Raw genomic sequence first — 21,014 nt, forward strand, 5'->3', positions numbered from 1 at the left:
TTCGCTTAATAAACTAATTCAGATAAGCCTTTTTTTTGCGAAGAAGGAGAGGTCATGCGAAGTGGGACTTGCCCAGTGGAAAATCGAATCCGTGACGATCGAGAGGAAGGCCGACGAGGTATACGAATATGCGTCCAACCCGGCGAACTTCGCCGAATGGGCCGCCTCGTTCTGCCGGTCGGTCAAGAGAATCGGAGAGGAATGGCGCATCGAGACGCCGGAGGGCGAAATGACGCTTCGGTTCGCGGAGCCGAACCCTTACGGCATCATGGATCACTACGTGCGGAGCGAAGGCGGACCGGAGCGGCCGAATCACGCCAGGGTCGTCGCTTCCGGCTCGGGCAGCCGGGTGATCTTCACGGTGTTCCAGGCCAAGGATCCCTTGGATCGCGAATACGCGGTGAACGGCCGCAACGTGAAGGAGGATCTGCAGAGGCTGAAGAGGGTGCTGGAGGGGGAGTAGGGCATCCCCGCTCCGGCGTTTTTTCGCCGGGGTCCGATCCTGTGGTAGAATACGAAATACGATGTAAAACATGGGCTGCCGCACAGCGCGGAGCCGCATAAGGACGACAACGATGAATTGGACTTTAATGCACGATGCGCTCGCTCCTCTCGAATTGCGCAGCTGCCTGATCAGCCGTCGGGGCGAGCTTGTCTTCGAGAGCTATCGGAATGCGGATTCGGCCTCGGCCATAGCCGATATCCACTCCGTCACCAAAAGCTTCCTGTCCGCGCTCGTCTGCATCGCGATGGATCGCGGCTTGCTGCCGGCGCCCGGGACGCTTGCTTCGGAATTTTTTCCGAGGCTGGCCGCGGACGAGGATCCCCGCAAGCGGGAGATCACGCTGGAGCACTTGCTGACGATGTCGGCCGGCTTCGAATGGACCGAGTTCGGAGGCCGCAACTCGTTCCCCCGCATGACGAGATCGCCCCATTGGGCGAATTTCGTGCTGGAGCTTCCTTTAATGGACAAGCCGGGGGCGCGCATGACCTACAACTCCGGCATCTCGCAGCTGCTGTCCTCGCTGCTTGCCGAAGCGTCCGGGACGACGACGGCCCGCTTCGCGGAGGATCGCTTGTTCGGCCCTCTCGGAATCGAGTCGTACCGATGGGAGACCGATCCCCAAGGCGTTCACACGGGCGGCTTCGGGCTTCATCTTCGGCCTGCGGACCTGCTTAAGCTCGGGCAGCTTTACTTGCGGCACGGACGCTGGGCAGACCGGCAATTGGTTTCGCGCGGGCTTGCCGAGCGGTCCGTGCGCCCCGCCCTTCGCTCGAGGGATCACCGGCAGGGCTGGTACGGCTGGCATTGGTGGAGCGATCGGTATGCGGAAGGAGATTCGGGGACGGCCGTCGCGGGCGGCTCCGGTTCCGGTTCCGGTTCCGGCTCCGGTTCCGGCTCCGGCTCCGCTTTTACCTCCGCCCCCGCCATGGATTACTTCTTCGCCCGCGGCTACGGCGGCCAGTTCATCTACGTCGTTCCGAACCGGGACGTTGTCGTCGTGCTGACGAACGACAATCGGAAGAAAGAGCGGATGGCCATCGACGTGTTTCGGGAGCATATCGCCCCTTGGCTGCTGGTTCTGCCGGAATAAGGCGGGCCGGGAATGCGCTTGTTCCGGTCCCTACCCCTTCCTCTCCAAGATCCGGAAACTCCCCGTCCCGAAGGCTAGCAGCTCTCCCGCTTCGTCGTGGACGCGGGCGATCGTGTGAACGGTCTTCCTCGTTCGGGTCACGATCTCCGCCGTCGCGATAACCCGCCCTTCGCGGGCGGGAGCGATGTAATGCAGGTTCAGGTTGGTCGTGACCGAGTTTTCATAAGGATTTTCGCGCATGACGGCAAGCCCCATCGCGCAATCGATCAGCGTGGCGTGCACTCCTCCGTGAACGATGCCGAGCATATTCAAGTGTTTGGGCTCGATCGTTAGCGAGATGACGGCCGCCTTCTCCTCCAGCCTCTCGAACTCGCACCCCAGCAGCCCCCAGAACGTCGATTTTCCGAGCTCCTCCCATTCCTTTAGTTTCTCGGCCAGTTCCTCCCGATCGTCCTTCTCCATCTCGCACCTCCTCTATACGCGCAAGGCTCATATGCAAAACGCTTAAAAAAAACCACTATCCCCATCAGTCAGAATTCGGGGGTCTCCGGCAGTTCTGAGGAGAGGGGATAATGGGTTTCGGGAGCAAAAAAGAGAGAGTACCTTCTTCACGCCCGCCAAAATTCGACATAAACATACATTTATCGACAATCGCTCATTTTCTTCCGCACCAATCTCGCTAAGCGCTGCCGCTTCCTCCTTTTGCCCGTTCGTTCTCCTCCTCCACCAGAACGCGCCGAAGCACCTTGCCGGCCATCGTTTTCGGAAGCGCTTCCCTAAATTCGAACAGCTTCGGGATTTTATAGGCGGCCAGCTTATCCTTGCACCAGAACCTGAGCTCCTCGGGACTCAGCTTCGCTCCCTCTCGCAGAACGATATACGCCTTGACCGTCTCCCCGCGATAAGGGTCCACCACCCCGGCGACCGCCGCCTCCGCGATCAGAGGATGCTCGTAGAGGACGTCCTCGACCTCTCGGGGATAGATGTTGTAGCCGCCGGCGATGATCAGGTCCTTGCGCCTGTCGAGAATGTAGCAGAACCCGTCGTCGTCCATCGTGCCCAAGTCCCCCGTCAGCAGCCAGCCGTCCCTCAGCACCTTCTCCGTCTCGCCCGGTTTCTGCCAATACCCCTGCATGACCTGCGGCCCCCGGACCGCCAGCTCCCCGATATCGCCCGGCCTCACGTCCTCCAGCGTGTCGGGACGAACGATGCGGGCCTCCGTGTCCGGAATCGGGATTCCGATCGAGCCGTTCTTGCGCCGTTCCCAGATGTTGTTCACGTGGGTGACCGGCGACGCTTCCGTCAAGCCATAGCCTTCGATCAGCTTGCCCCCGGTCAAAGCTTCGAACTTCTCCTGCACCTGGAGAGGCAGAGGAGCGGCTCCGCTGATGCAGATCCGGATGGAGGAGAGCCAGTGTTGCTTGCCCTCCGCATGGTTGATAATCGCGATATACATCGTAGGCGCTCCCGGGAAGATGCTCGGCTTCTTCTTCCGGATCGTGCTCAGCACCTGCTTGATCTCGAAGCGCGGAACCAGGATGAGCGTCCCCGCCGTATAGATCCCCAGATGCAGCAAGGTGGTCAGCCCGAACACGTGAAAAAAAGGAAGGGCGCACATGTACCGCTCCATGCCCTCCTGAGCCTTGTAAAACCAGAGTCGGCTCTGGATCGTGTTGGCGACGAGATTGCGATGGGTCAGCATGACACCCTTGGCGAGCCCCGTCGTGCCGCCCGTGTATTGGAGCAGGGCGAGATCCGCCGCGGGATCGATCCGGGGTTCGATGGGCGCCTCCAAAGCCCCGTCGAGAAGCCTGCGGAAGCTTAGGATCCGATCGTCGTAGGCAATCCGAAGGGAAGTCCCCTCCTTCTTCTGTTTGATGCGGAACAGAACGTTGAGCGGAAAAGGAAGATAATCGCGGATGGAGGTGACGATGATTCGGTTAAGCGGCACGTCTTCGGAGACCTGCTCCACTCTCTTCAGCAGCTGGTCGAGAGTGACGATGACGGCGGCGCCCGAATCTCTCAGCTGGTGCTCAAGCTCGCGCTTCGAGTACATCGGGTTCGTCATGACGACGATCGCTCCGGTCATGAGCGTTCCGTAGTAGGCGATAACCATCTGCGGGCAATTCGGCAGCATGAGCGCGACCCGGTCGCGTTTGGCCACGCCGAGCCCGAGGAGCGCGTTGGCGAAGCGCCGGGCGGCGGCGAGCACCGCCCGGTAGGTCATGCGCTTGCCCATGAAGTCGAGCGCGATCGTCTTCGGATAGCGCTCGGCGGCATCGATCAGGAACCGGGTGATCGGAATATTCGGGTAATCGAAGCTGGACGGAACCTCTGCAGGATATTGGGACAACCAAGCCTTGTTCGACATTGCCTACACCTCTCTTGCGTGAAGTGGTGATGGCGAATCGCTTGCGGACCCTGCTTTTTCTAAACGATATATTTCTCTCCGGCGATAATCGGGGCGGCGATTCCCCGTTTCAGCTTCGTCAGGTTGACCGGCGCGACGCGAGTCAGCTTCTTCAGGACGGACAGCTGCGTGCGCAGGACATCCCCTTCCGCCAGGCTGGCCAGCGCCTCCTTCGCCCAGCCTTCGACGAGGGCGAACTGCTCGTGGACGAACGCGGTCGTCATCGCGACCGCCCGGCTCGCCTTCTCTTCGCCGGCGGAGGAGAGCAGCTTGCGGGCGCGGAGCAGGGCGCTCTCCATCGCGTAGACGGAGATCATCATGTCCGCGAGCCCCGCCAGCAGCTCCTGCTCCTGCTCGAGCTTCGTCTGGTAGCGCTGCACGGCTCCCGCGCCGACCATCAGGAAGATCTTCTTCGCCATGGACAGCAGATGCTCCTCCTGTTCCAGCGTGTCTTCGAACGAACGCGCCGGCATCGGCTCCATCAGCTCCGCCTGCAGCGCCGTCGCTTTCTCCAGGAGCGGCAGCTCGCCCTTCAACCCGCGCTTGATGAGCGTGCCCGGGATGAGCAGCCGGTTGATCTCGTTCGTCCCTTCGAAAATCCGGTTGATCCGGGAATCCCGATAAATCCGTTCGACGGCGTATTCCTGGATATAGCCGTAGCCGCCATGGATCTGGACCCCCTCGTCGGCGACGAAGTCGAGCGCCTCCGAGCCGAACACCTTGTTGATGGAGCATTCGATCTGATACTCGGCGATCGCCTTGGCCGAGGCCAGCCCGCTGCCCTCCCCGCCCGGATTCAGCCCGGCGAGCCCTTCGTCGAACAAGCCGGCCGTGCGGTAAACCATGCTCTCCAGCGCATAGGTCCGGATGGCCATGTCGGCCAGCTTCTTGCCGATCAGCGGGAACGAGGAGATCGGACGGCCGAACTGCTGGCGCTCGTTCGCGTACCTCGCGGACAGCGCGATCGTCTCCTTGCACGCGCCGAGCGTGCCGGCCGCCAGCTTGAAGCGTCCGATGTTCAGGATGTTGAAGGCGATCAGGTGGCCCCGGCCGACCTCCCACAGCAGGTTCTCCGCCGGCACCTTGACGTCTTCAAGGATGAGAGGGCACGTCGAGGACCCCTTGATGCCCATCTTCTTCTCTTCGGGGCCGACGCTGACTCCGGGCATGCCGCGCTCGACGATGAAGGTGCTGAACTGCTCCCCGTTCACCTTCGCGTAGACGATGAAGACGTCCGCGAAGCCCGCGTTCGTGATGAACTGCTTCGAGCCGTTCAGCACGTAATGACGGCCGTCCCCGGACGGCATCGCCGTCGTCTTCGCCCCCTGCGCGTCCGAGCCGGACGAAGGCTCCGTCAAGCAATACGCCGCCAGCTTCCGGCCGTTCGCGAGATCCGGCAAATACTTCCGCTTCTGCTCCGGCGTGCCGAAGTAGACGATCGGCAGCGTGCCGATGCCGACGTGGGCGCCGACCGACAGCGCGAAGGAGGACGCCTTCGCCAGCCGTTCGTTGATCAAGGTCGAGCTCACCTTGTCGAGCCCGAGCCCGCCGTATACCTCGGGCACGTCCGCGCCGAGAAGCCCGAGCTCCCCGGCCGCGCGCAGCTTCCGGACCGTCAGCTCGTAGCTCAGCTTCTCGATCGCCTCGTCATGGGGCGCGATCTCCTTCTCGACGAAGTCCTCCGTCGTCTCCGCTATCATCCTCTGCTCTTCGGTGAAATCCTCCGGGGTGACGATCCGGGAGAAGTCCGGACCGCCTGCCCCTTCCAGGATAAAGCTTCCCCCGGGAACCTTGCCTTGCGTCGCTTGACTCATCGCCGCTCTCTCCTTATCAATATATTCGGATGAGGCCGTCTTTTTCCGATGTTAATGCCTTGGCTTCCGTCAATCCGCGTGAACCTCGAATACCCCCGCGGCTCCCATTCCGCCGCCGATGCACATCGATACGACGCCGATGCCGCCGCCTCTCCTTCTCAGCTCGTGGATCAGGGTGGCCGAGATTTTGGTCCCGCTGCATCCGAGCGGATGCCCGAGCGCGATCGCTCCTCCGTTGACGTTGACCTTCTCCTCGTCCAGCCCCAGCTCGCGGATGATCGCGATGCATTGGGAGGCGAACGCTTCGTTGAGCTCGATCAGCTTCACGTCTTCGAGGCCGATGCCAGCCATGCGGAGCGCTTTCGGGATGGCCTTGATCGGGCCTATGCCCATGATCTCCGGCTCCACGCCGGCCAGCGCGAACGAACGGAACGTCGCGAGCGGCTTCAGGCCGAGCGCCTCCGCCCGCTCGCGGCTCATGACGACCGCGGCGGCCGCCCCGTCGCTCATCTGCGAGGAATTGCCCGCCGTGACGGAGCCGCCCGCCTTGAACGAAGGCTTCAGCTTCGCCAGCGCCTCCAGCGACGTGTCGGCCCTAACGCCTTCGTCGCGGTCGAAGACGAATCTCCGCGTCACGAACCCGCCTTGGCCGTTCTCTTCCGTCCACCGCGCCTCGACGGGGATGATCTCCTCGCGGAAGCGGCCTTCCGCGACCGCCCGGGCCGCCTTCTCGTGCGAGCGCAGCGCGAAGCGGTCCTGTTCCTCGCGCGAAACGCCGTATCGCGACGCCACGTTCTCCGCCGTATGCCCCATGCCGATGTACACCTCCGGCATCGTCTCCACGATGGCCGGGTTCGGCGACATCTTGAAGCCGGCCATCGGCACGTGGCTCATGCTTTCGACGCCTCCGGCGACGATCGCGTCCGCGTGTCCGAGCATGACGCGCTCCGCGGCGAAAGCGATGGACTGCAGGCCGGACGCGCAGAAGCGATTGATCGTCAATGCCGGAACGGTGTTCGGGAATCCGGCATACAGCGACATGATCCGGGCGAAATTCAGCCCTTGCTCTCCCTCCGGCATAGCGCAGCCGATGATGACGTCGTCCACGTCCTCCTTGCGCAGGCCGGGCATCCTCTCCATGACGCCCTCCAGCGCCGCCTTGCCCAAGTCGTCCGCCCGGGTCTGGGCCAGGCTGCCCTTCTTCGCCTTGCCGACCGGCGTGCGGCCGATCGCAACGATTACGGCTTCTCTCATGTTCCGGTTCCTCCTCTCCCGCAAAATTAGTTGCGAAGCGCCTTGCCCTTCGTCAGCATGTGCTGCATGCGCTGCTGCGTCAGCGGCTCCCCGCACAGGCTCAGGAAAGCCTCCCGCTCCAGATCGAGCATGTATTGCTCGCTCACGAGCGTTCCCGCCGGCAGATCTCCTCCCGCGAGCACGTGCGCCAGCTTCTTCGCGATCTTCAGATCGTGATCGCTGATATAGCCGCTCTCGCGCATCCCGATCGCCCCGAGCGTCAGCACCGCCTTGCCCTCCGCCCCGGCGACCGCCAGCTTCCGCTCCGGCACGGGCTCGTAGCCGCCCTGGACCATCCTCAGCACCGCCTGCTTGGCCTCGTAGATCCGATGATCCGGATTCGCGGCCACGCGGTCCGTCTCCCTCAAATAGCCTAGCTTCTTGGCATCGTGACCGCTCGTCGACACCTTCGCCATCCCGATCGTCTCGAACGAGCGGATGACGTAAGGTTGAACGTCCGAGCCCGGCAGCGAAGCGGCGGACTCGCTGGCGCGCAGCGCGAACTCCTTGCAGCCGCCTCCCGCCGGGATCAAGCCGACCCCGACCTCGACGAGGCCGTAATACGTCTCCGGCGAGGCGACGACCAGGTCGGCGGGCAGGCATGCCTCCACTCCTCCGCCGAGCGTCATCCGATGCGGGGCGGCGACGACCGGCTTCTCCAGCCGCTTCAGCTTCAGCATCGCGTTCTGGAATTGCCGGATGATGCCGTCGATCTCCTCCCATTCCTGCTCCTGCGCTTCCATCAGCAGCAGCATCAGGTTCGCCCCGACGCAGAAGTTTCTCCCCTCGTTCGCGATGACGAGCCCTTCGTAGTTCCGCCTCACCTCATCCACGCTCTGCGAGATCATGGTCAGAATATCCGCCCCGATCGCGTTGTTCGGCGAGTGGAACTCGAGGCAGGCGACGCCGTCTCCCAGATCGATCAGGCTCGCTCCTCCGTTGCCCTTGATCGTCCGCCCCTGCTCCTTTAAGCCCTTCAGCGAGACGATCTCGGCTCGCTGCTCTTCCTTGCGCCAGCGTCCCTCGTGCGCGTAGCTGCGAACGCCTTGCTCCTGCGAGTAGAAGGACGTATGCCCTTCCGCGATCCAAGCGGCGACCCATTCGGGAAGCGACTCCCCTTCGGCGGCCATCCTCTTCGCGGACGGAACGAGACCGATCGCGTCCCACGTCTCGAACGGGCCGAGCTCCCAGTTGAACCCCCACCTCATCGCCTTGTCGATCTCCTCGATCGAATCGGCGATCTCGTAGGCCTTCGACGCGGAATACAGCAGCGTCCGCTTCAGCACGTTCCACGCCAGCTCGGAGTAGCGATCGCCTCCGCCGAGCAGCGCCTGTATCTTCGCTCTCGTCCCCTTGGCCTGCTTCGACGCCTCGAGCGAGCCGGCGGACGGCTTGCGCTGCGGCCGATACTCCATCGTCGCCGGGTCCAGGGCCAGGATCTCGTTCTTGCCATCCGCTCCTTTCCTCTTACAATAGAAGCCCGCCCCCGACTTCTCCCCGAGCCTTCCGCCCTTCACCAGCTCGCGGACGGCCTCGGGCGTCTCGAACAGCGCCTGCTCCGCCGGGTCCGCGACGTTGTTCCTTACGTTGTCCACGACATGCTCGAACGTGTCGAGGCCGACCAGGTCGAGCGTGCGCATCGAGGCGCTCTTCGGCCGTCCCATCGCCGGGCCCGTCGCCGCGTCGATCTCCTCGACCGTATACCCTTTCTCCGCCATCTCCCGCAGAACGGCAAGCATGCCGTACGTGCCTATCCGGTTCGCGATGAAGTTCGGGGTGTCCTTCGCCAGCACGACCCCTTTGCCCAGCTTCGTCTCGCAGAACGCCTTCATACGCTTAACAAGCTCGGGATCCGTGTCGTGTCCCGGAATGATCTCGATCAGCTTCATGTAGCGGGGAGGGTTAAAAAAGTGCGTGCCCATGAAGTGGCCGCGGAACCCTTCGCTTCTCTCCTTCGCCATCTCGTTGATCGAAATGCCCGACGTGTTCGAGCTGACGACGATGCCCGGCCGCCAGTATGGCTCGATACGGCCGAACAGCTGCCGCTTCGCCTCGAGCTTCTCGACGATCACCTCGATCACCCAGTCCGCCTCGGCGATTCTCGGTAGATCGTCCTCGAGGTTGCCCGGCGTAATCCGCTGGGCGAACTCTTCCGCGTAGAGCGGCGCGGGGTTCGTTTTCTTCATCTTGGCGATGGCCGCGTTCGCCAAGCGGTTCCTCACCGAGGGATGCTCCAGCGTCAGCCCGAGCTTCGCCTCCTCTTCCGTAAGCTGAGCAGGCGCGACGTCCAGCAGCAGGCATGGGATGCCCGAGTTGGCCAGATGGGCCGCGATTCCGGACCCCATAACGCCGGAGCCGATCACCGCCGCGCGTCGAATCGTTGGTTGCGTCATATGGAGCGAACCTCCTCGTCAGATGGTTGAGCTGCCCCTAGCCGGCTTCCGAAAACGGACAGCTCCAGCAATTCCGCCACATCCAGCGTCTTCACCCGATCTTGGACCTCCTTCATTCGCGTTCCGTCTTCCATCATCGCGAGACAGTACGGGCAGCCGCTGCTGATGACCGTCGGCGACGTCTCCAGCGCCTGCTCCGTCCGGGCGAGGTTAACGCGCTTGCCGCCCGTCTCCTCCATCCACATCCGTCCGCCTCCCGCCCCGCAGCACATCCCGTTCTCGCGGTTTCTCGCCATCTCCGCGAGCCTTACCCCCGGAATCGCTCCCAGCACGTTCCGGGGAGCCTCGTACTCGCCGTTATAGCGTCCTAGGTAGCAGGAGTCGTGATAGACGACCCGCTCCTTCAGAACGTGCAGAGGACGCAAACGCCCTTCCTTCAACAGCCTGTCGAGCAACTGCGTGTGATGAAGCACCTCCACTCCCTCCAGCCCGAAGTCCGGATATTCGTTCTTCAGCGCGTTGAACGTGTGCGGGCAGGCGGTCACGATCTTCTTGACGCCGTGCCGCCGGAATAGCTCGACGTTCTCCGCCGCCAGCTGCTGGAACAGCAGCTCGTTGCCCATCCTCCTCGCCGTGTCCCCGGAGCTCTTCTCCTCGTTGCCGAGGATCGCGAAGCGAACTCCGGCTTCAGCCAGCAGCCGGACGAAGGCGCGGGAGACGCGCCGGCTGCGCGGATCGTAGGACCCCATCGACCCGACGAAGAACAAGTACTCGAAGTCGGGAAGCTCCCGCACGGTCGGAACGCGCAGCCCTTCGACCTCGCCGGTCCACTCCGCGCGGTTACCGCGGCTGAGCCCCCACGGGTTGCCCTGCCGCTCTATGTTCTGGAGCGCCCGCTGCCCTTCCTGCGGCAGGCTTCCCTGCATCAGGACGAGATGGCGCCGCAGGTCGACGATCTTATCCACGTGCTCGTTGCCGACCGGGCATTGGTCCTCGCAGTTGCGGCACGTCGTGCACGCCCAGATCTCGTCTTCCGTCATGACGTCGCCGATGAGCTCCAGCTCCGCTGCGGATCGCCCGGCCTCTACGGCCCACGTCGACTTCTGCCAGGCCAGCGTCGGCCGGATGTCCGTCGCGCTCCCTTCCTCCCCGCGCCAATCGACTTCGGATGAGGAGGAAGCATTCATCGCATGAGCTCGCGCGCCCTGCCGTCCCCCCGTTCCGCCTGCCGTCCCTCCGAACGCGAATTCGGGCACCCAGGGGGATTTGCCGCTGATGACCGCCCCTTTTTCCTGAAGATGGTCCCTGAGCTTGGTAATGAGGTGCATCGGCGACAGCGCCTTGCCCGTCCCGGAGGCGGGGCAGACGTTCGTGCAGCGGCCGCATTCGACGCAGGCGTAGAAATCGAGCATCTGCTTGCGGGTGAAGTCCTCTACCTTGCCGACCCCGAACGATTCGGCGTTCTCGTCCTCCAGATCGAGCTTGCTTAACCTTCCGACCGGCTCCCGGCGGCGAAACCACAGGTTGACCGGGGCGGACAGAATGTGAAAATGCTTCGATTGGGGAACGTACACGAGAAAAGACAGAAGCACGAGAAGATGCGCCCACCAGAAGACGTAAAACCAGGCTCGGGCGGCCGTATTCGGCATTCCCGCGAAGAGAGCAGCTACAAGCGACGACAGAGGGGCCAGCCAGGATGCTTCCGCCCCCGCCCAGAGACGTTCGAAGCCCAGGGAGAACAGGACCGTCAGCATCAGCAGCAGGATGAAGAACAGCACCGCGCTCGGCTTCCAGCCCCTCTTGAGCCTCGGGAGCTTCTCTCCGTAACGCCGGTAGGCCGCGTAGCCCATCGCCGCCAGCACGAGAAAGACGGTCAATTCCTGCAGCAGGCCGAAACATTCGTAGGCGGGGAACGGAAGATGCCCCCCGTCCGTCAGCCCTTTGACGATCAAATCCAACGCGCCGAATTGAAGCAAAATAAAGCCGTAAAACACGACAATATGCATGAGGCCGCTTCTAGGGTCTTTGAGGAGCTTTTTCTGTCCGAACAGCTGCGAGAGGAACTCCTTGGTCCGCCCGGATCCGCCTCCGCGGAATTCGGTCGGGCGGCCGAGCCGCACGTAGAGGTAACGATGGTAGACCGCTCGATAGAACAAATAGAAGGCATAGCCGGTTATCGCCAGGAACAGCACGAGGTTCGCCAGTTGCCATGCCATGCGGATCCTTCCTTTCCTTTTCCGACGTGGAAGAAGCTAAACGGCGATGGGCGGAGCGATGGATGGAATGCGGGATGCGAATAAGCGGCGAGATTTGGAGGGGCGGCTGGGGCGTTTGGTTTGATAGCGGTTACAAATAAGCTGTCGCAACCAGTTTATGAACGATAACCCCCTTGACTTTCATTCGATTTTTCCCTACGATGAAGAAAAAATGAATGAGTATTCATTCAGTTTCTGATTCGAATTTTAGCACCGGGGTGCCTCGATGACAAGTAAAAAGAAAGAAAAATTCAGCCTGATTCTCGACGCCGCCCAGAAAGTCATCGCCGAGAGCGGGTTCCACGGCGCCCAAGTGTCCCGGATCGCCAAGGAAGCCGGGGTCGCGGACGGAACGATCTATCTGTACTTCAAGAACAAGGAGGACATTCTCGTCTCCCTGTTCCGTAGCCGGCTCGGCGAGCTCGTCGAGCTGTTCAACGCGAGAGCTTTGGAGGCGGCTACCTCCTCGGAGGCTCTGCGCCATATTTGCGAGATTCATTTTACGCAGCTGGAGCGGAATGCCGAGCTCGCCTACGTGACGCAGATCGAGCTGAGGCAGAGCTCGCTGGAGCTGCGCAAAGCGATCGGCCAGGCGGTGAAGCCCTATATCGAGCTGATCGAGCATATGGTTAGAAGAGGGATGGAGACGGGCGAATTCCGGGCCGATCTGGATCCGAAGCTGACCCGCCTGCTCCTGTTCGGAGCGATGGACGAAGTCGTCACCTCCTGGCTGATCTCGGGCCGCAAATATTCCTTGACCGCGCTTGTCGAGCCGACCGTGGCGTTCTTCCTGCGGGGCTTGCGGTAAGGGCGTGAACGTAAAACCCTTGTAAAGGAGCTGGCGTCATGAACATTTATGTCCTCCTGAAGCAGACGTTCGACACCGAGGAGAAAATCGTGCTGAGAGAGGGTCGGGTGTCCGAGGACGGCGTAAAGTTCGTCATCAACCCGTACGACGAATACGCCGTGGAAGAGGCGCTGCTGCTGAAGGAAGCCTTCGGCGGGACGGTGACCGTCGTCTCCGTCGGACCGGCCCGCGCCGCGGAAGCGTTAAGAACGGCCTTGGCGATGGGGGCCGACGAGGCCGTCCTCGTGGACAGCGAGGGGCGCGAATACGACGAGGCCGGCGTGGCCTTGCTGCTCGAAGCCTATCTGCGGGAACAGCCGGCCGATCTGATTCTCGCCGGCAACTTCTCGACCGATACCGGCGGCGGACAGGTCGCGCTGCGGCTCGCCGAGCGGCTGGGCATTCCCCACGCTTCCTCGATCATCAACCTGGAGGTAAGCGGCGGGAAAGCGACCGTCGTTCGCGACGCCGAAGGAGACGCCGAGACGCTGGAGCTCGCCCTTCCCGCGCTGTTCACCGCGCAGCAGGGGCTGAACGAGCCTCGGTACCCCTCGCTCCCCGGCATCATGCGCGCGAAGAAGAAGCCGCTGAAGCAGCTGGCCGCCGCCGAGCTGGGCCTGACCGAGGAGCGGCTGGCTCCTCTCTCGGTTCGCGCGAAGCTGGCGCTGCCCGCCGCTCGCCAAGCGGGCCGCAGACTCTCGGGAACGCCGTCCGAGCAGGCGGCCGCCCTCGCGCAGCTTCTCCGCGGCGAAGCTAAAGTTCTCTAGGAATCCATATCGATACAAGGAGGCCGTCCCATGGGTCAATCCGTTCTTGTCGTCGCCGAGGTACGCAACGGGAAGCCGAGACAGGTATCATTGGAAGCGCTTCACATCGCTCGCCGGGCGCGTCTGCCCGACGACCGCATCTCCGTCCTTCTCGTCGGGCATCGTTTAGAGGAAGCGGCGGAGCTGCTCCTTCCTTATGTCGATGGGGCCGTCTATCGGATCGATCATCCCCGTCTCGAGGTTTACAACCCCGAGACCTACGCCTCGGCGATCGGCAGCTTGCTGCGCGATCTGCAGCCCCGGCTGGTCGCGCTGGGCCATACGGCCTTCGGGCGCGACCTCGCCCCGGTCCTCGCCGCCAAGCTCGAGGCCGGGCAGATCTCCGACGTCGTCGCCCTCGAAGGGGAAGGCGCCGAGCTCGCTTACGTGCGGCCGCTTTACGCCGGCAAGCTGTTCGAGACGCGGCGCTTCTCCTCCGCCGGCGCTCAGGTCGTGACCGTGCGCCCGAGCAACCTGCCTCCGGCGGAGCCGCTGCCCGCACCCGGCAAGCTCGAGACCGTCGCCTACGTTCCGCCGGACGACCTTCGCACGGTCGTCAAGGACGTGATCCGCCAAGCCGCGGGCAAGGTGGACCTGACCGAGGCGCGGATCATCGTGTCCGGCGGCCGGGGCGTCCGCAACGCGGAAGGCTTCAAGCCGCTGCAGGAGCTGGCCGCCGTGCTGGGCGCGGCGGTCGGCGCCTCGCGAGCCGCCTGCGATGCCGGCTATTGCGATTATTCGCTGCAGATCGGCCAGACCGGCAAGGTCGTGACTCCCGAGCTGTACATCGCCTGCGGAATCAGCGGAGCGATCCAGCATCTGGCCGGCATGAGCCGCTCTCGCGTCATCGTCGCGATCAACAAGGATCCCGAGGCGCCGATCTTCAAGGTCGCGGACTACGGGATCGTCGGGGACCTGTTCGAGATCGTCCCTCTGCTGACGGAAGAGTTCAAGAAGCTTCTCGCCTCGCCGGCGTCCTGATCCTATCTTTTGATTGAATGGCAGATCTGCAACAGCGCCTGACCATGGTCCCCCGCGCCTCTTCCGAACCGACGGAATGCGGAGGACCGGTCCAAGGCGCTTTTTTGTTGATTCTTTACAAAATGGTGACAAATCTCATTGACAGTCCATGATGGCGTTTCCATTGATTTTCTTGATAATGGATATGCAAAACCTTGGATAACTCCTCCCTCGGCTTCGATGATAAGATGTTCCTCAATCCAGAAGACGATCGGGGGCGAAAAAAATGTTGATTCACGATTACGACGCTTATACAATATGGAAAATACGCGAGGCGAAGTTGGAGCGAAAAAACGAATTGGAGCGCATGCTCCGAACGGAGGAGGGGCTTCAGCCCAAACGTTCGGCTCGCCGAAAGTACGGAATCCAGCAATTCCTTTCGCTCCTCACCCGCAAGTTATCTTAGACGGGCGGTGATCGGCCATGGACCTTACCACTCTCAAGAGCTTTATGGAAGTCGCAAGGTGTCAAAGTTTTACAAAGGCAGCCGAAAATCTCGGCTACGTTCAATCCAGCGTGACCACTCATATTCAGAAGCTGGAGCAAGAATACGGAGTCATCCTTTTCGAACGGTACGGACGGATCATGAGGCTGACCTCGGCTGGAGAGTATCTTCACCACATTTTCGCTCAGATCCTGACGCTATACGACGATTCCAAGCTGCTCATCTCCCGGCAGGTGAACGGCAATCTCAACATCGGAACGATCGAATCGATGTTCGCTTATTTCCTCCCTCCGGTGTTCATGCAGTTTCGCCAGGCTTTCCCGCAGGTCTGCTTGAACGTTCAAGCCCTGCACGAGCAAGAGATTCTGCAGATGATCCGCTCGGGAGAGATCGATACGGGCATCATCCTGGATCGCATGGTCGTCGACGACGATATCGAATCCATCCCGATTCGCGAGGAGCCGCTTGTCTTGTTCACCGAGCCGAGCCATCCTCTATGCGGGAATGCCAAGATCACCATGAGCGACATGAACGGGCAGAGCTACGTCGCCACCGAGCAGACCTGCACGTACCGCAACGCGTTCGAGCGCCTGCTGGAGAGCAACTCCGTTTGCTACCGCATCCAGCATGAATTCGAGAGCCTGGAAGCGATCAAGCAATTCGTCGGCTACGGACTCGGCGTCGGCTTGCTCCCGCGCATCGCGATCGAGCGCGAGCTGGCCGAAGGCAGATTGGTCGCTCTCCCCTTCGAGCATCCGGAGATCGTTTTCCACACGCAGATCGTTCTCCACCGGAAGAAGTGGAAGAACCCCGCGATCCGGCACCTGATCGAACTGCTGGAGAATGCGGCAACGATAGAAAAGAGGTTGGCCCTATAAAGAAAAGGGGCACAACCTCTTTTTTTGCGCTTAGCGGCGTGGAACCGCGGCTACGGGATCGTTCCCGCGGCTTTGGTCCGCCTCCGTCCCGTTCGGATCCTTGAATTCGGACTTGTTTTCTTTCTCGAAATTAAGCTTGTCCGCCACCAAGTACAGAGGCCTGCGCTTGGCCTCCTCGTAAGTGCGGCCGATATATTCTCCGAGCACGCCGAGAAGCGAAAGCGTAATTCCGTGGAAAAGCAGGCTGATCACGACCATCGAGGTCCAGCCCTGCATCGTCGTGTCGGTGAAGAGGCGCTGGTAGAGGACGACGAGCAGATAGATAAATCCTACCGCCGACATGATAAAGCCGAGCACCCCCGCGAACTTGAGCGGCTTCGTGGAGAAGGAAGTGATCGCGTCGAGCGAGAGGCGAACCATCTTCCGAAGCGGATATTTCGTCTCCCCCGCGAAGCGCTCCTCCCGCACGTATTCCAGCGCGGTTTGGCGGAAGCCCGCCCAGCTGACCATCCCGCGGATGAACCGGCTTTGCTCCCTCATGCTGCTCAGCGCGTCGCATACCTTGCGATCCATCAGGCGGAAGTCGCCGGTGTCGACGGGAATGCTGACCGACGTCATCGACCTCAGCAGACGATAGAAGAGCGCCGCCGTCCACTTTTTGAACAACGACTCTCCCTTTCTCACGATTCGCTGCCCGTAAATGACGTCGTAGCCTTCGCGCCACTTGGCGATCATCTCCGGAATGAGCTCGGGCGGATCCTGAAGATCGGCGTCGATTAGAACGACGACCCGCCCGGAGGAATAATCCATGCCCGCGGTGACGGCGATCTGATGGCCGAAGTTGCGCGAGAAGTCGATCATCTTGACCCTCTTGTCATCATCCCCGAGCTTTCTGACGATCTTGGCCGTGTTGTCGCGGCTGCCATCGTTGACGAACACGAGCTCGTAGGTCTCGCCGATCGGCTCGAGAGCCGAAGTCAGCCTGCGGTAGGTCGTCTCGATGACCTCTTCCTCGTTGTACATTGGAACTACGACCGAAAGAAATACGGGTTCGTTCATTTTCGAGTTCGTTCCCCTTTTTATTTCACTTCCATCTTCATCTTGCTTCCGACCGAATCAGAAGCCCCAGCTGTCCAGCCACCGGATGCCGAAATTCATCCATTCGCGGCTTATGGTCAAACCCGTATAAATCGGATAGAACCAGACGAACAAGACCGCCGCTCCCGTCAGGGTCAGAGCGGACAGCGCTTTGCCGACCCGCGGCGACTCCTGCTCGGCGAATCGCAATATCCAGACGATGGACAGGATGAGCAGCGGAACCATCGGGAAGTAGTGATACAAGAAAGTAATGCTTCTTGGCGAAACCATCCATGGCACATAGAACGACAAGTACATTACCGCGGTAACCAGAACGATCCGGCTTCTGCGAATCGCCCCCAGGAACCAGGAAGCCAACAGCGCGGCGAGGCCGCCCCACCAGACGAGCGGATTGCCGATCGCGGCGATGCTCTGAGCATCCCCTTGCGCCAAGTCCTTCCCGCCATAATACCAGACCGGCCTAAGCATCAGCGGCCAGGTGTACCACTTGGAGGAGTACGGATGCTTCTCCTTGACTCCCTTGTGGTAATCATACATGTTTTTCTGGTATTGCCACAAATCCTTGATGCTGTCGTCGGCTTTGGTCGATTGCAGGAATTGTGTATAGGACGCGACATAAGTGCCGACCGGAACGGCGATATAGAGTACGAGGCATGCCATTATCGTCAGGACGACGCGCTTCAGATAACCGTTGTCCCCGTTCTCCCGCGCCTCCTTCGCTCTTCGGTACAAGTACCAGAAGAACAGGATCGCCAGCCCCGCGCCTCCGTAGAGGTAGTTCCACTTGACCGAAGCGGCGCAACCGAAGAAGAAGCCCGACAGCCCGAGATAGAGGAAGCTTTTCCCGAAGCCGCCGTTGCGCCACTTCGTCTCCCCGTAGAGATACATGAAGTAATACATCAAAATCGTAAACGTAACCCCGAAAATATCGACGTTCGCCATCCGCGAATGAACCAGATGGAAGCCTTCGAACATCAGCAGCAGAGTCGCCATGAACGCGTAACGGGTACGCTTGAACATTCCCCTGGCCGCCATGTAGAACACGGGCACCATAAGCGTGCCGCCGACCGCCGCCATGAAACGCCAGCCATACGGAGTCATCCCGAACAGCTCGACGCCCAGCGACAGAATGACTTTGCCGAGCGGCGGATGCGTATTCTCGTACGGCTCCATTTTCTCGATGAATTCATAGGCCGTCCGGCCGTGATAAATCTCGTCGAAGTACATGCTGTTGCGGTAATCCGGACGATAGGGAGCTTCGGACTGCTCGTCGAACGCGAGCGCTCCGCTTCCTTCGGTCAGCGTCCCCTTCTTCTCGTTGTCCGTGACGGACGCGATTGGGATCGGCGTCTTGCCGTCCGGCGAGAAGAACGCCGCTTCATACATCCGGAAGCCGACCCGGGTCGCCGTGTACCGCATGTAACGGGCTTCCACCAGCTTGTCCTCGGATTTCCATGTGAATGCCCGGCTTACTTTATGTTCAATCTCCGCGTAGGTCTGCCAGTTCAATCCGTCGAGGGAATATTCGACTTTGCTGTTGCCCGTCGCTCCCGGACCTTCATACAGGTTCAGTCGGCCGACCGAACGCGTTTCCCCGAAATCCACCGTGAAGCCGTCCCCGGCAACCCCCGGCTTCCAGAACGTTTGCGGCGCCGACCGATTTCCCAAATCGTGGAAAGAAGCCAAAGCGGATACAAAAGTTAATATTGCGACCAGAATCCAATCTATCCGTCTCCACCTGCGGCTGCTCCGCTCCCCGGAGTCGGTCGATCCCCACCCGATAGGCGCCGATCGATCGTCCAATCTTCCTTCCATTCCTGTCCTCGCCTTCCTAAACAGTCTGCTCCTATTGTAGACCAAACAGTACTTGCCGGAAAGTCCTAGACTGTCGATCGGTTCATCCTGCCTCCCTCGGGGTAATAAAGATCAGCCACCCATCGTCTCCTACGCGGAGAGATGAATCAAATCCCGAAGGGAGGAGATAACGATGTGGGGATTGTTACTAAGCATTGCGATGGCGATCCTGATCGGAATTATCGGCGACGCGCTCGTGCGAAGCCGAATGCCCGGAGGCGTGTTCGGTTCCATGATCGCCGGTTTCGCCGGCGCTTGGCTCGGAATTCTGCTTCTCGGCGCATGGGGCCCGGTGATCGCCGGCTTCCCGATCATCCCGTCCATCATCGGCTCGGCTCTGTTCGTTTTTCTGCTCGGAATGCTGGGCCAAGCACTTCGCAAAGCCGCTTAATCAACCCATCTAAGGAGGAGATCTCAATGTCCACAACAAAAGGCATGGTCAAAGGTGTCGTTATCGGAGGAGCCATCGGCGCCGCAGCCGCTCTTCTGCTCGCTCCCAAATCCGGTCAAGAATTGCGCAAGGACATTCGGTCCAAATACAAACAGGCTTCCGAGCGTACGATGCAATGGGCATCCGAAGCTAACGCCAAGACGAAGGAGATCGCAAGCCAGGTCGGCCAGCACGCCTCCGAGCTCGTCGACAAAACCCTCTCCGTCGTTCGTACAGCCAAATCGGAAGCGGCGGACGCGGCCAACTCCGTCAAGCAAGAAGTCACCGCCGCAGCCAACTCCGAGCGCGGCAGCTCCTAAGCCTCGCTTCCGCGTCCCGCGCGCCCCCCGACTATGCTCGGGGGGCGCGTTTTTCGCTTTTTCCTCGCTCCGGGCCTCCTCCTCTTCCGCGCATCCCTCCCTTGGCACTTTCCAACCATTCTCCCCCTTCTCACCTTTCCTCCCTTAACACCCTATCCACATTATCCGCCTTAATTACCTTAACTACCTTATCCGCCTTAACTACCTTAACCCTTAACCTACTATCCCCTCTTGTCAGAACCGCGTTCCTTCGCTTTTCTTCTCCTTGTTCATCGCCAGCCAGCAGCTTAAAAACCACTATCCCCCCTCCTCAGAAAGGGGCACTCCCACTCTGCACCTCCCCAATCCACCGACGCCAGAAAAAAACCACTATCCCCTTCTGTCAGAAGGGGATAGTGGTTTTTTTCTGCTTTTTCCATGAAGCCCCTTGAGAACCCTCTGAGGACCATTATCCCAAGCCCTTAGAACAAACCTCCCACCATTCGAATTGGATATCATTTCTTATTTTTATTGAAATGAGAACGTATGTTTGGTATAATAAAATCACAAGATTCAGGAGATGCTTACCTACCGTGTCAAAGGAGTCGTCCGCGATGGATGCATTCAATGAAAAGTTCTCAACCGATCAGCAATGCGCAGAGGCTCTTTTTCACGCGCGTTGGCCCGACGGTTTCCGTTGTCCGAACTGCCGCCATCCGGAGTATTACTTGACTCGGACTCGCCGTCACCCTCTTTTCGAATGCAAATCCTGCCGTCACCAGACGTCCCTGATCGCCGGCACGATTATGGGAGGCAGCTCGACCTCGCTCTCCAAGTGGTTCAAAGCCTTTTATCTGATGTCTCTTCCCGGCGGAATCAGCGCCGTTCGGCTGTCCGAAGCCATCGAAGTTACCTATAAAACAGCTTGGCTAATGGCTCACAAGATTCGAGAAGCCATGCGTACCGCCGAGCAATCCGTCAAACTTGAAGGCGTAGTTCAAGTGTCGACTTTCGGTTATGGATATGCTCTGTTTTTTGACGCTCATCAGCCGGTCTTGTTAGGCGGTTCTTTTAATGAACAAGGCGAACTGCAACAAATCAAGCTCCAGCAGCCCGATCCCGATCATGTCCGATTACCTGCTCGAACAGTAGATAAGGAGGGATATCTAGCATTCCTTGCCGAACATGTGAATAGTTCCGAGGTGACCTCGCTCCCTTACTATGCCAAAGTTCACCCGCAACTGGGCCCTTTTCGCCTGACGGTGAAGAATTGGTTGAATTCCACCTTTGGCGGCATCGGAGCCAAGCATTTGCATGCTTATTTGAACGAGTATAGTTTTCGAATCAATGCGGAGATGTACGACGTCGAAGGGACATCCTTTCGTTCGTTGCTCTCCTGGTGCGCCACAACCGCCAAAATCACTTACCGCCACCTAATCCGACCGCGCCGAACTCTTCCCATCGTTTGGAAGCAATTCGAGACGAAAGCCAAATGGATCGCCAGACATCGGGAAGCCTGGAGCTATTGATATCGTAATGACGAGACTTTTAAACGTGGCTGATACGCTCTCTAACTA

Annotated in this window: 18 protein-coding genes; 9 read left to right on the forward strand and 9 right to left on the reverse strand. The window is 60.4% G+C overall.

The features are described 5' to 3' along the window. Positions 1 to 61: 61 nt before the first annotated feature. Positions 62 to 463 carry an SRPBCC family protein gene (locus H7B67_RS27315; RefSeq protein ID WP_185123065.1) on the forward strand — a complete coding sequence of 134 codons (402 nt, stop codon included), beginning with the start codon at positions 62 to 64 and terminating at the stop codon, positions 461 to 463. A gap of 112 nt (positions 464 to 575) precedes the next feature. Further along, complete coding sequence (locus tag H7B67_RS27320; protein WP_185123066.1) at positions 576 to 1,595, forward strand: serine hydrolase domain-containing protein; 1,020 nt, start codon at positions 576 to 578, stop codon at positions 1,593 to 1,595. 30 nt (positions 1,596 to 1,625) lie between these two features. Here H7B67_RS27320 and H7B67_RS27325 read toward each other — a convergent pair whose 3' ends face one another. From H7B67_RS27325 to H7B67_RS27350, 6 genes are all read right to left on the reverse strand, one after another. Beyond that, positions 1,626 to 2,057, reverse strand: coding sequence for a PaaI family thioesterase (locus tag H7B67_RS27325; protein WP_185123067.1), 432 nt, complete (start codon positions 2,055 to 2,057; stop codon positions 1,626 to 1,628). 217 nt (positions 2,058 to 2,274) lie between these two features. Then, positions 2,275 to 3,966 carry a long-chain-fatty-acid--CoA ligase gene (locus H7B67_RS27330; protein WP_185123068.1) on the reverse strand — a complete coding sequence of 564 codons (1,692 nt, stop codon included), beginning with the start codon at positions 3,964 to 3,966 and terminating at the stop codon, positions 2,275 to 2,277. 59 nt (positions 3,967 to 4,025) lie between these two features. Next, complete coding sequence (locus tag H7B67_RS27335; protein WP_185123069.1) at positions 4,026 to 5,819, reverse strand: acyl-CoA dehydrogenase family protein; 1,794 nt, start codon at positions 5,817 to 5,819, stop codon at positions 4,026 to 4,028. Positions 5,820 to 5,888: 69 nt separating this feature from the next. Next, complete coding sequence (locus H7B67_RS27340; protein ID WP_185123070.1) at positions 5,889 to 7,073, reverse strand: acetyl-CoA C-acyltransferase; 1,185 nt, start codon at positions 7,071 to 7,073, stop codon at positions 5,889 to 5,891. Between the two features lie 26 nt (positions 7,074 to 7,099). Next, positions 7,100 to 9,505, reverse strand: coding sequence for a 3-hydroxyacyl-CoA dehydrogenase/enoyl-CoA hydratase family protein (locus H7B67_RS27345; RefSeq protein WP_185123071.1), 2,406 nt, complete (start codon positions 9,503 to 9,505; stop codon positions 7,100 to 7,102). After that, on the reverse strand, positions 9,502 to 11,721 hold the full coding sequence (locus H7B67_RS27350) for a heterodisulfide reductase-related iron-sulfur binding cluster (RefSeq protein ID WP_185123072.1): 2,220 nt from the start codon (positions 11,719 to 11,721) through the stop codon (positions 9,502 to 9,504). The genes H7B67_RS27345 and H7B67_RS27350 overlap by 4 nt, the downstream gene beginning before the upstream one ends. Before the next feature lie 265 nt (positions 11,722 to 11,986). Here H7B67_RS27350 and fadR point away from each other — a divergent pair, with 265 nt between their 5' ends. The 4 genes from fadR to H7B67_RS27370 all read left to right on the forward strand — a co-directional run bounded on the left by fadR (position 11,987) and on the right by H7B67_RS27370 (position 15,756). Then, positions 11,987 to 12,568 carry a fatty acid metabolism transcriptional regulator FadR gene (fadR, locus tag H7B67_RS27355; RefSeq protein ID WP_185123073.1) on the forward strand — a complete coding sequence of 194 codons (582 nt, stop codon included), beginning with the start codon at positions 11,987 to 11,989 and terminating at the stop codon, positions 12,566 to 12,568. Between the two features lie 38 nt (positions 12,569 to 12,606). Next, positions 12,607 to 13,374, forward strand: a complete 768-nt coding sequence (locus H7B67_RS27360; protein ID WP_185123074.1) for an electron transfer flavoprotein subunit beta/FixA family protein — start codon at positions 12,607 to 12,609, stop codon at positions 13,372 to 13,374. A 30-nt stretch (positions 13,375 to 13,404) separates the two neighbouring features. Further along, complete coding sequence (locus tag H7B67_RS27365) at positions 13,405 to 14,394, forward strand: electron transfer flavoprotein subunit alpha/FixB family protein (RefSeq protein WP_185123075.1); 990 nt, start codon at positions 13,405 to 13,407, stop codon at positions 14,392 to 14,394. A gap of 462 nt (positions 14,395 to 14,856) precedes the next feature. Further along, positions 14,857 to 15,756 carry a LysR family transcriptional regulator gene (locus H7B67_RS27370; protein ID WP_185123076.1) on the forward strand — a complete coding sequence of 300 codons (900 nt, stop codon included), beginning with the start codon at positions 14,857 to 14,859 and terminating at the stop codon, positions 15,754 to 15,756. A 30-nt stretch (positions 15,757 to 15,786) separates the two neighbouring features. On the opposite strand, the gene H7B67_RS27375 is transcribed toward H7B67_RS27370, so the two are convergent. Both H7B67_RS27375 and H7B67_RS27380 read right to left on the reverse strand, forming a co-directional pair. Next, on the reverse strand, positions 15,787 to 16,815 hold the full coding sequence (locus tag H7B67_RS27375; protein WP_185123077.1) for a glycosyltransferase family 2 protein: 1,029 nt from the start codon (positions 16,813 to 16,815) through the stop codon (positions 15,787 to 15,789). A 57-nt stretch (positions 16,816 to 16,872) separates the two neighbouring features. Further along, positions 16,873 to 18,669, reverse strand: a complete 1,797-nt coding sequence (locus H7B67_RS27380) for a phospholipid carrier-dependent glycosyltransferase (RefSeq protein WP_185123078.1) — start codon at positions 18,667 to 18,669, stop codon at positions 16,873 to 16,875. Between the two features lie 172 nt (positions 18,670 to 18,841). Here H7B67_RS27380 and H7B67_RS27385 point away from each other — a divergent pair, with 172 nt between their 5' ends. Beyond that, positions 18,842 to 19,099, forward strand: a complete 258-nt coding sequence (locus H7B67_RS27385; RefSeq protein ID WP_185123079.1) for a GlsB/YeaQ/YmgE family stress response membrane protein — start codon at positions 18,842 to 18,844, stop codon at positions 19,097 to 19,099. A 26-nt stretch (positions 19,100 to 19,125) separates the two neighbouring features. Next, positions 19,126 to 19,458: a YtxH domain-containing protein gene (locus H7B67_RS27390; RefSeq protein ID WP_185123080.1), complete on the forward strand. Its 333-nt coding sequence runs from the start codon at positions 19,126 to 19,128 to the stop codon at positions 19,456 to 19,458. A 130-nt stretch (positions 19,459 to 19,588) separates the two neighbouring features. On the opposite strand, the gene H7B67_RS27395 is transcribed toward H7B67_RS27390, so the two are convergent. Beyond that, entirely contained in the window at positions 19,589 to 19,756 is a 168-nt protein-coding gene (locus H7B67_RS27395) for a hypothetical protein (RefSeq protein WP_185123081.1), read from the reverse strand. Between the two features lie 295 nt (positions 19,757 to 20,051). Here H7B67_RS27395 and H7B67_RS27400 point away from each other — a divergent pair, with 295 nt between their 5' ends. Beyond that, complete coding sequence (locus H7B67_RS27400) at positions 20,052 to 20,966, forward strand: transposase (RefSeq protein WP_185123082.1); 915 nt, start codon at positions 20,052 to 20,054, stop codon at positions 20,964 to 20,966. The last annotated feature ends 48 nt before the right edge of the window (positions 20,967 to 21,014 follow it).

Source organism: Cohnella thailandensis (genome assembly GCF_014212135.1).
Classification (GTDB): domain Bacteria; phylum Bacillota; class Bacilli; order Paenibacillales; family Paenibacillaceae; genus Cohnella; species Cohnella thailandensis.